Origin of the sequence: Streptomyces sp. NPDC048718, assembly GCF_043198875.1 — a bacterium.
In the GTDB taxonomy this organism is placed as follows: Bacteria; Actinomycetota; Actinomycetes; order Streptomycetales; family Streptomycetaceae; genus Streptomyces.
The window spans coordinates 417,119-427,471 of the sequence record NZ_JBICVG010000001.1 but is presented as its reverse complement, the minus strand read 5'-3'; the positions used below and the strand labels follow the sequence as shown (position 1 = coordinate 427,471).

Genomic DNA, 10,353 nt, shown 5'->3' with positions numbered 1-10,353 from the left:
GGTGACGGGCTGTGGTGGGCCGTCGACCATGGGCGGGGGGGCGCGCCCGCCCATGACAACGGGTGGCGGCCCGGCACAGGAGTGCCGGGCCGCCACGCGTCAGAGGCCTCGCCGGGCGCGGGTCCGAACGGCTCCGGCTTCCGCGCGGAGTGCGTTCAGCGGCTCATTACCCGGATGGCATCTCGGCCTCCCCGGCCTCGACCGCCAGGCCGGGAGGGTCACACCGGTTCTAAGCGCCGGCGGGCAGGATCACAGCGTCGGGGCCCGGGCTGACGAGGCCCTCGTGCCCATCGGCGAACCGCACCAGGTACGGCGGCGCTCCGTCGAACCCCTTGACCTCGATGATCTCTCCGGCCCTTTCCTGGCCGGGGAGCCCGCCCTTGATGATGATGCGGTCTCCTATGGATGCCTGCATGATGCTGCCTCTCTGCTTGAGCGCGTCCCGCCGGATATCCGTGGGTCACGTGCGATCAGTGATGATCACCTTGGATTGCCTTGTCACTCGGAGCGCCATCGATTGACCGACTTCACCCAAACGAGTGATCGATTCCCAGCCTCGTCGCGGCACCCTGGCGACAACCGTCACGCCCAGGCGGCAGCGCACCCCGCCACGGGGACGCCACAACACCCCGACCGACTGCCGGCCCCAATAATCGAACATGTGTATGAGATGCTGCCGCCGGGGAGCACCGCGCGCGACGGCAGACGGCTGAACCCCGCCCCTTCACCGGTCACGACACCCGGCGTCCGGCCGGATCCCGGGCCGACCGGCCGATCATGGACGCACCGATGAGATTCCCCGACGCGGAGAGTCTCACCCCCTGTTGCCCGACGACACGGAGGAACACGTGGCCCAGCTCCTGAAAGTGCAGAACTTCAACGTCTCCAGCGACGGCGTCGCCGCCGGATTCGACGCGGACCAGAGCCTGGAGAGCCCCTTCGGGATCGAGAAGCCGGAGCGGCTGTTCGGCTGGGCCGGGGCCACCGCGAGCTGGCCCAATCGGACCGACCCCGGCGGCAGCCGGGGGCTCGACGACTACCTCACCCGGGACTTCCACCACAACATCGGCGCCGAGATCATGGGCCGCAACAAGTTCGGCCCGCAGCGCGGACCTTGGGAGAACTACGACTGGCAGGGCTGGTGGGGTGACAACCCGCCGTTCCACACGCCGGTGTTCGTGCTGACCCACCACACCCGGCCGTCGATCACGCTCTCCGACACCACGTTCCACTTCGTCGACGCCGACCCGGTCACGGCGCTCGCCCAGGCCAAGGAGGCGGCGCGGGGCAAGGACGTGCGGCTCGGCGGCGGGGTGAGCACCATCCGCGAGTTCCTCGACGCCGATCTCGTCGACACCCTGCACGTGGCGGTCTCGCCGTTCGAGCTCGGGGAGGGGCAGCGGCTGTGGGACTCCCCCGAGGACCTGCTCGACCGTTTCCACCGGGACGTGGTGCCCAGCCCGAGCGGCGTGACGCACCACCTGTTCTGGCGGAAGTGAACGCGTCTGTCCGCCCGGCCTGGAGGCCGGGCGGACAGAGGGACACACTCCGGGGCCGACACGCGCGCCCCGCACCGGCGCCCTACCCGCGCGCCCTCGCGGGCGTCTCGACGCAGTGGTCGTAGCCGGCGCCGTGGCCGGTGCCGTAACCGGGCTCGCACGGGGGCTCGGGCGGCTCCGGCGGACCCACGGGGACGACCTCCCACGCCGCATGGATGGTGCCGCTGGTGCCCTGCGCGACATTGCCGACCCACGGCGGCATCGCGGCGTTGATGGTGAACTGCGCCGAGCTCTCACCGGGCTGCAACGTCACGTCATGCCAGCCCTCGAATCCGAGCTCGATGAAGGGGGCGATCGTGCCCTCCAGCCACAGGCCCTCGAAGAACACCTCCATCGGCCGGTTGGTGTGGTTGACGACGACACCGGTCCAGCTGTCCCGCCAGCCCGGCTGAATGTTGTCGGCCCCCAGCGCGGAGAGCCCGATCCCGAGCTCCCCCGTGGCGAGCGGGATCGGTGTCATGGTCACTCGGTGCGCGGTCGGCGCGTCGATGCTCACGGTGATGTCGGGTACGGCGCGCGGCGCCCGGGCGTCGCGTTGACCGCCCTCGGCCGACGCGGCTCCCGCGGCGGTCAGGGTGAGCAGCAGGGACGCCAGGACGCTGCCCAGAGGGCGGATGATGCGTCGTAGGGTCATGGATTCATGCCCTTTCGGGGGGAGGAGGACTGGGGAGGACGTCGGGAAATCCTCGGGAATCCGAGAAAACCCGAGAGAACCCAAGAAAAACCCGACAAAACAGACGATGGTCGCGTCATCAGATATACGCGGACCGTCACGGCCCCGCCCCGGGGATGGGCCATCCGTGGCGGCCCTCTCCGGCACCCCGGCCCCGAACCCACCCTCGAACCCGCCCCCGCGCGTGCGTCAGGCCACGCGCCAGAGGGCCGGGACCGACGGCGGCTCCCAGCCGGGCTGGGCGGTGTGCGCCTGGAGGCAGACGTACGCGCGGCCCCCGTACGTGACGGTGTCGCCCGCGCGGTACGCGGTGCCGACCGCCCAGGTGCCGCCCGGCGCGGTCGGAGTGGAAGTCGGCGTCGGGGTCCCCGGGTCCTGGGGGAGGTCCAGGACGAAGTCGAAGGCCGCCTCCTTCGCGCCGCCGCCCGCGTCCCGCACCGTCATCAGCAGCCGCGCGTCGAAGATCGCGTCCGTGTTGTTGCGGGGCTCGCCCGGGAAGTACAGCTGCGTCGTGAGCACCGGGCGGCCCGGCGCCTGCACCTTGACGTGGAGGTGCCGGGTGCGGCCCGGATAGAGCCCCGGCACGATCGTGGTGAGCTTGAACGCCCCGTCGGCGCCGGTGAATTGGTGGCCTCGGAATCTGAACCCGGTGTTGTCGTAGGCGCCGTTGGTGTCGGCCTGCCAGAAGTCCAGCAGGACCCCGGACACCGGCCGGCAGGCGCGGCCGAAGACATAGCCGCTGACGGTCAGCGGCACACCCGGCGTCCCGGCCTCCAACAGACTCGTGCGCAGCGGGGAGTTGGGCTTGAAGTACGGGCCCTCGATCTGCTCGACGGTGGGTCCGTCGCCGTCGTGGCACTCGGGGGTGAGCTGCGGCGGGGTGGCCCCCTCGGTGAGGTTGCGGGCCAGCGCGGGGACGCCCATGAGGACGGCGGGCGCGGCCATGCCGGCCGCGAGGGCGGCCCGCAGCACCGTCTTGCGGGTGACGTGCCCGGCGCCCGTACGACCGCTGCCGCCTATGCCGCCACCGGCGTCGTCGTTTCCGATCTCGTCTCGGTTCATGCCTGCTCCTGGGGAGTGGGGGGTGGCTGAACGGAACGAGCAGAAACCTAGGCGGGACCCGGGCCCGCTTCGATGGACGGAGCGCGGCTGTCGTGGTGCTTTCGGAAGCCGCCGGGACTCATCCCGGTCTCCCGGCGGAAGAAGCGGCAGAAGTACGCGGGGTCGTCGAAGCCGGTCCGGGCGGCGACCTGGCGTACGGACAAGTCGGTGCGGGCGAGCAGGCGTTGGGCCTCGCGGGTGCGGGCCTCGCGGAGCAGGCTGCCGGGGGTGCGGCCGACGGCCGCCCGTAACGCCTCGGTGAGATAGCCGGGGGTGAGACCGAGCCGGTCGGCGCACTCCCGTACCGAACCGAGGGCGCCCGGCTCGGTCGCGGCCAGCAGCCGGGCGAACTCCTCGGCGACGGCGTGCCGTCCGGCCCGTACCTCGGCGCCCCCCGCGTCCGAACCCGCCCCCGAGCCCGCACCCTCGCCCGCCTCCGCGCCTAAAGACCCACCCGGCACCCCGTCCGCCGGCCGGTCCGGGAGCCGGGTCATCCGCACCAGCAGTACGCGCAGCAGCGAGCGCAGCACCGTGGCGAATCCGGGGTCCCCGTGCCCGTACTCCTCGCTCAGCTCGGCGAGCAGCCGGCCGGTGCGGGCGTGCGCGACCGGGTCGAGACGGTGCCAGGGCCGCGCGCCGATCCGGCGCAGCAGATCCGTGTCACCGCTCTGGCCGACCAGGAAGTCCGGGGTGAACAGGACGACGGAGCCGTCGAGCCCGCGGGTGTCCTCCCAGTGGTGGACCTGTCCGGGCACGATCACCCCCAGATGCGGCGGGCTCAGCTCCCAGCGGTCCAGATCGACGACATGGGTGCCGGTGCCCCGGGTGACATGGACGATCTCGAAGAAGGTGTGCCGGTGCGGGAAGGCGGCCCGGGAGTACGGGCCGATCTCGTCGAAGCTGCCGATGGCGAACGGCACATCGTCCGGCAGCCGCAGTTCCAGGCGGTGTACGGGCGGGGTGTCGGGTAACCGGGCGGTCCCGCGCATCGGGCGGCTCCCTCCTCGTCGGGGGCTCGATGGAGACATGGCGACAGAGACACGGTGGAGGCACGGTGGAGACACAGCACGACGCAATTGGTCGAGACCAATCCGTCGCCCCACGATGACACGCCTCACCCCATCGGGTCACCCCCGCGTGGACTCCCCCGGCATGCGCCCGCCCCGCCCTAGGGTGACGCTTCTGTCACCCGCGCCCACCCCACCCCTCTCACCCCGCCCCGTCTCGCCCACGAGGAGTCTCCGCATGCCCCGTTCCCTTGGTGCCGCCTCCGGCGCCGCCGTCCTGGCGCTCGCCGCGTCCCTGCTCCTGCCGGGCTCCGCCCGGGCGGCCGACGACGGCTCCGTGGCCCGTGACCTGGGGCGGGCGTACCACGCCACGGCGAAGTACCGGTACGAGCCGAACGCGGCCAAGGACGGCTTCCTCCCCGCCGACGACTGCAAGTCGGACCCGGTGCTGGGCGGCATGGGCTACCACTACGCCAAGCTCACGAACCTCGGCTCCACCGACCCGGACCGCCCGACCGCCCTCTTCTACGTCACCGGCGAGGACGGCAAGAGGCGGCTGGTCGGCGCCGAGTGGATCGTCCCGAGCACCGGGCAGCCGGCACCGCGGATGTTCGGCCGGAAGTTCGACGGCCCCTTCGACATCGCGGGCCTCGGCCGGGTCTACGACCGCCATGTCTGGCTCTACGAGAAGAACCCGGCCGGCTTCTTCGCCCGCTTCAACCCGCACCTGTCCTGCCCGTAGGCACCGGGGCGCCACAAAAGAAGAGGGGCCCGGCTGCGAAGCCGGGCCCCTCCTTGCCGAAATCGTGTCTACCGCACGAACACCCCCGCCTGGCTCGCCAAGTCCAGGAAGTACTGCGGCGCGAAGCCCAGCGCCAGCGTCACCACGACACCCGCCGTGATGGCGAACGACGTGAAGCCCGACGGCACGGCCACCGTCGGGCCGTCGGGCTTCGGCTCGCTGAAGAACATCAGCACGATCACCCGGATGTAGAAGAACGCGGCGACCGCCGACGAGATCACACCGACCACGACCAGGCCGCCCGCGCCGCCCTCCGCCGCCGCCTTGAACACCGCGAACTTGCCCGCGAAGCCCGAGGTCAGCGGGATACCGGCGAAGGCCAGCAGGAACACCGCGAAGACCGCCGCCACCAGCGGCGAACGCCGCCCGAGCCCGGCCCACTTGGACAGGTGCGTCGCCTCGCCGCCCGCGTCGCGCACCAGGGTGACGACGGCGAAGGCGCCGATCGTCACGAAGGAGTACGCGGCCAGGTAGAACAGCACGGACGAGACACCGCTCGGGGTCGCCGCGATGACACCGGCCAGGATGAACCCGGCGTGGGCGATCGACGAGTAGGCGAGCAGCCGCTTCATGTCGGTCTGGGTGATGGCGACGATCGCACCGCCCAGCATGGTGACGATGGCGACGCCCCACATGACCGGCCGCCAGTCCCAGGTGAGCCCCGGCAGCACCACGTACAGCAGCCGCAGCAGCGCGCCGAACGCGGCGACCTTCGTCGCGGCGGCCATGAAGCCGGTGACGGGGGTCGGGGCGCCCTGGTAGACGTCCGGGGTCCACATGTGGAACGGGACGGCGCCGACCTTGAAGAGCAGTCCCATGACCACCAGCGCGAATCCGATGAGCAGCAGGACATCGTTGCCCATGGTCCCGGCGAGCGCCGGGTCGGCCGAGGTGACGGCGCCGCTGACGACGTCGGCGATGGTGGCGTACGTGACGGAGCCCGCGTAGCCGTACAGCAGTGCCGTGCCGAACAGCAGGAAGGCGGAGGAGAACGCGCCGAGGAGGAAGTACTTGACCGCCGCCTCCTGCGAGATCAGCCGCTTGCGGCGGGCGAGCGCGCACAGCAGGTACAGCGGCAGCGAGAAGACTTCCAGCGCGATGAAGAGCGTCAGCAGGTCGTTGGCGGCCGGGAAGACCAGCATGCCGGTGACCGCGAACAGTGCCAGCGGGAAGACCTCGGTGGTGGTGAAGCCGGCCTTGACGGCCGCCTTCTCCTGCTCGCTGCCGGGGACGGCGGCGGCCTCGGCGGCGAAGGAGTCGACCTTGTGGCCGTGGTCGGCCGGGTCGAGCCGGCGCTCGGCGAAGGTGAGGACGGCCAGGATCGCGGCCAGCAGAATGGTGCCCTGGAGGAACAGGGCGGGCCCGTCGACGGCGATGGCGCCCATGGCCGCGATGTGGGCCTTGGTGGAGCCGTAGCCGCCGGCGGCGAGGCCGACGACCGCGGCGAACGCGGCGGCGAGCGCGAGGACGCTCAGGAACACCTGGGTGCCGTGCCGGCCCCGGCGCGGCACGAACGCCTCGACGAGGACGCTGAGGACGGCCGCACCGACGACAATGAGCACCGGGGACAGCTGGGTGTACTCGATGTGCGGGGCCGGGATCTTGTCGATCGGCCCGGCCGCCGCCGTCCACAGGCTGTGGACGGCGGGGGCGACGGCGGAGGAACTCACTTGGCCGCCTCCAGGTTCTTAGCGGGAACGGACGGAGCCGGGTCCTTCTGCTGGACGTCGGACATGGTGTGCCGGACCGACGGATTGACGATGTCCGTCAGCGGCTGCGGGAAGACCCCGAGGAAGATCAGTACGGCGATCAGCGGGACGACCACCGCGAGCTCGCGCGGCCGCAGGTCGGGGAGCTTCCTCACCTCCTCCTTCACCGGGCCCGTCATCGTCCGCTGGTAGAGGACGAGGGTGTAGAGCGCGGCGAGGACGATGCCGGTGGTGGCGATGATCCCGGCCACCGGATAGCGCGCGAAGGCGCCGACCAGGACCAGGAACTCGCTGACGAACGGGGCGAGTCCAGGCAGCGACAGGGTCGCGAGACCGCCGATCAGGAAGGTGCCGGCGAGCACCGGGGCGACCTTCTGCACGCCGCCGTAGTCGGCGATGAGCCGCGAGCCGCGCCGGGAGATCAGGAAGCCGGCGACGAGCATCAGGGCGGCCGTCGAGATGCCGTGGTTGACCATGTAGAGCGTGGCACCGGACTGGCCCTGGCTGGTCATCGCGAAGATGCCGAGGACGATGAAGCCGAAGTGCGAGATCGACGCGTACGCGATCAGGCGCTTGATGTCGCGCTGGCCGACCGCGAGCAGCGCGCCGTACACGATGCTGACGAGCGCCAGGGCGACGATCACCGGCGTGGCCCACTTCGACGCCTCCGGGAAGAGCCCGAGGCAGAAGCGGAGCATCGCGAAGGTGCCGACCTTGTCGACGATCGCGGTGATGAGGACGGCGACCGGGGCGGTCGCCTCCCCCATCGCGTTCGGCAGCCAGGTGTGCAGCGGCCACAGCGGCGCCTTCACCGCGAAGGCGAAGAAGAAGCCGAGGAACAGCCAGCGCTCGGTGTTGGTCGCCATGTCCAGCGTGCCGTTCGCCCGCGCCGCGATGATCTCGGGGAGCGAGAAGCCGCCGGCGACGACGTACAGACCGATGACGGCGGCCAGCATGATCAGTCCGCCGATCAGGTTGTAGAGCAGGAACTTGACCGCCGCGTACGAGCGCTGGGCCGCCGCGTTGCTGTCGCTGCCCGCGTGGGCGCGGTCGCCGAAGCCGCCGATGAGGAAGTACATCGGGATGAGCATGGCTTCGAACAGGATGTAGAAGAGGAAGACGTCGGTGGCCTCGAAGGAGAGGATCACCATCGCCTCCACCATGAGGATCATGGCGAAGAAGCCCTGGGTGGGCCGCCATCGGCTGTCGACGCGGTCATTGGGGTATCCCCTGCTCGAAGAGCTTGGGGAAGGGTCGGCGTCGTGCCAGCCGGCCAGCACGATGAACGGGATGAGCAGCGCGGTGAGCGCGATCAGCGCCACCCCGATGCCGTCCACGCCCAGTTCGTAGCGGACGCCGAACTCCCGGATCCAGGAGTGGGATTCGACGAGCTGGTAGCGGGCGCCGCCCGGTTCGAAGCGGGCGAAGACGACCGCGGCGCACGCGAGCGTGGCGAGCGAGACGAGAAGCGCCAGCCATTTGGCGGCGGTACGGCGGGCCGCGGGCACGGCGGCGGTGAGGATCGCACCGGCCGCCGGTACCGCTGCCGTCACCGTCAGGAGCGGGAAGGACATCGGGGATTACACCGCCCTCATCAGCAGGGTCACGGCGATGAGTACCGCCGCGCCTCCGAACATGGAGACCGCGTACGACCGCGCGTAGCCGTTCTGGAGCTTGCGCAGCCGGCCGGAGAGCCCCCCGACCGAGGCCGCACTGCCGTTGACCACTCCGTCCACGAGGGTGTGGTCGACGTAGACGAGGGAGCGGGTCAGATGGGTGCCGCCGGCCACGAAGACGGCGTGGTTCAGGTCGTCCTGGAGCAGATCGCGGCGGGCGGCCCGGGTGAGCAGCGAGCCGCGCGGGGCGACCGCGGGGACCTCGGCGCGGCCGTAGTGGAGATAGGCGAGGCCGACGCCCAGGAGCATCACCACGATGGTGGCGGTGGTGACGACTCCGGCGCTGATCGGCGGGTGGCCGTGGCTGAAGCCGGTGACCGGCTCCAGCCACTCCGTGAAGCCGCTGAACTCGAAGACCGCGCCGCCGGCCACCGAGCCGACCGCGAGCAGGATCATCGGCAGCGTCATGGAGCGCGGCGACTCGTGCGGGTGCGGCAGCTCGCCCTTTCCCGCGGCGGAGCCGCTATCAGACGCTGTGGGCTGCCAGCGCTTCTCGCCGAAGAAGGTCATCAGCATCACGCGGGTCATGTAGTACGCGGTGATGGCCGCGCCGAGCAGGGTGACCGAGCCGAGGATCCAGCCCTCGGTGCCGCCCTGCGCGAACGCCGCCTCGATGATCTTGTCCTTGGAGAAGAAGCCGGACAGACCGGGGAAGCCGATGATCGCCAGATAGCCGAGGCCGAAGGTGACGAAGGTGACCGGCATGTACGTGCGCAGGCCGCCGAACTTCCGCATGTCGACCTCGTCGTTCATGCCGTGCATGACCGAACCGGCGCCGAGGAAGAGCCCGGCCTTGAAGAAGCCGTGGGTGACCAGGTGCATGATCGCGAAGACGTAGCCGATCGGTCCGAGACCGGCCGCGAGGATCATGTAGCCGATCTGCGACATCGTGGAGCCGGCGAGCGCCTTCTTGATGTCGTCCTTCGCGCAACCGACGATCGCACCGAAGAGCAGCGTGACCGCGCCGACGATGGTGACGACGAGCCGGGCGTCCGGCGCCGCGTTGAAGATGTCGGCGGAGCGGACGATCAGATAGACGCCGGCGGTGACCATGGTGGCGGCGTGGATGAGGGCCGAGACCGGGGTCGGGCCCTCCATCGCGTCACCGAGCCAGGACTGCAGCGGCACCTGGGCCGACTTGCCGCACGCGGCGAGCAGCAGCATCAGACCGATCGCGGTCAGCTTGCCCTCGCCGGCACCGCCGGCGGCCTCCAGGACCGGCTTGAAGGCGAAGGTCCCGAAGGTGGTGAACATCAGCATGATCGCGATCGACAGGCCCATGTCGCCGACCCGGTTGACCAGGAACGCCTTCTTCGCGGCGGTCGCCGCGCTGGGCTTGTGCTGCCAGAAGCCGATGAGGAGGTACGAGGCGAGGCCGACGCCCTCCCAGCCGAAGTACAGCAGCAGGTAGTTGTCGGCGAGGACGAGCAGGAGCATCGCCGCGACGAACAGGTTCAGATATCCGAAGAAACGGCGGCGGCGCTCGTCGTGCTCCATGTACCCGATCGAGTACACGTGGATGAGCGTGCCGACGCCGGTGATCAGCAGCACGAAGGTCATCGACAGCTGGTCGAGCTGGAAGGCCATGTCCGCCTGGAAGCCCTCGACCGGGATCCAGGTGAACAGCAGCTGGTGCAGGGCCCGGTCGTCGGCGCTCTTGGAGAGCATGTCGGCGAACAGGACGACGCCGATGACGAACGAGACGCCGGCCAGCGCCGTACCGAGCAGATGCCCGATCTTGTCGAGCCGGCGGCCGCCGCACAGCAGGACGGCCGCTCCGAGCAGGGGCGCCGCGACGAGCAGCGCAATCAGGTTGTCCACGGTCA

Annotated in this window: 9 protein-coding genes; 2 read left to right on the top strand and 7 right to left on the bottom strand. The window is 70.6% G+C overall.

The annotated features are described in order from the left end of the window. Positions 1 to 229: 229 nt before the first annotated feature. The gene (locus ACGFRB_RS02040; protein ID WP_393237759.1) at positions 230 to 415 is read right to left on the bottom strand and encodes a DUF1918 domain-containing protein; all 186 of its coding nucleotides are present in this window, start codon (positions 413 to 415) and stop codon (positions 230 to 232) included. Between the two features lie 433 nt (positions 416 to 848). Between ACGFRB_RS02040 and ACGFRB_RS02035 the strand changes: the two genes are divergently transcribed. Next, the gene (locus ACGFRB_RS02035) at positions 849 to 1,499 is read left to right on the top strand and encodes a dihydrofolate reductase family protein (protein WP_393237756.1); all 651 of its coding nucleotides are present in this window, start codon (positions 849 to 851) and stop codon (positions 1,497 to 1,499) included. Between the two features lie 82 nt (positions 1,500 to 1,581). Here the strand turns inward: ACGFRB_RS02035 and ACGFRB_RS02030 are convergent, their stop codons facing one another. The 3 genes from ACGFRB_RS02030 to ACGFRB_RS02020 form a co-directional block, all read right to left on the bottom strand. Then, entirely contained in the window at positions 1,582 to 2,193 is a 612-nt protein-coding gene (locus ACGFRB_RS02030; protein WP_393237753.1) for a hypothetical protein, read from the bottom strand. Between the two features lie 228 nt (positions 2,194 to 2,421). Continuing rightward, entirely contained in the window at positions 2,422 to 3,294 is an 873-nt protein-coding gene (locus tag ACGFRB_RS02025; protein ID WP_393237750.1) for a carbohydrate-binding protein, read from the bottom strand. Positions 3,295 to 3,341: 47 nt separating this feature from the next. Beyond that, entirely contained in the window at positions 3,342 to 4,322 is a 981-nt protein-coding gene (locus tag ACGFRB_RS02020) for an AraC family transcriptional regulator (protein ID WP_393237747.1), read from the bottom strand. 256 nt (positions 4,323 to 4,578) lie between these two features. On the opposite strand from ACGFRB_RS02020, the gene ACGFRB_RS02015 reads away from it, so the two are divergent. Further along, positions 4,579 to 5,082, top strand: a complete 504-nt coding sequence (locus ACGFRB_RS02015; protein WP_393237744.1) for a hypothetical protein — start codon at positions 4,579 to 4,581, stop codon at positions 5,080 to 5,082. Positions 5,083 to 5,150: 68 nt separating this feature from the next. On the opposite strand, the gene nuoN is transcribed toward ACGFRB_RS02015, so the two are convergent. Genes nuoN through nuoL form a run of 3 tightly spaced genes read right to left on the bottom strand, consistent with a single transcriptional unit; the run spans position 5,151 to position 10,348 of the window. Beyond that, entirely contained in the window at positions 5,151 to 6,812 is a 1,662-nt protein-coding gene (gene nuoN / locus ACGFRB_RS02010; protein WP_393237741.1) for an NADH-quinone oxidoreductase subunit NuoN, read from the bottom strand. After that, positions 6,809 to 8,425, bottom strand: a complete 1,617-nt coding sequence (locus tag ACGFRB_RS02005) for an NADH-quinone oxidoreductase subunit M (RefSeq protein WP_393237738.1) — start codon at positions 8,423 to 8,425, stop codon at positions 6,809 to 6,811. Before ACGFRB_RS02005 ends, nuoN begins: the two co-directional genes overlap by 4 nt. A gap of 6 nt (positions 8,426 to 8,431) precedes the next feature. Then, the gene (gene nuoL / locus ACGFRB_RS02000; RefSeq protein WP_393237735.1) at positions 8,432 to 10,348 is read right to left on the bottom strand and encodes an NADH-quinone oxidoreductase subunit L; all 1,917 of its coding nucleotides are present in this window, start codon (positions 10,346 to 10,348) and stop codon (positions 8,432 to 8,434) included. Between the last annotated feature and the right edge of the window lie 5 nt (positions 10,349 to 10,353).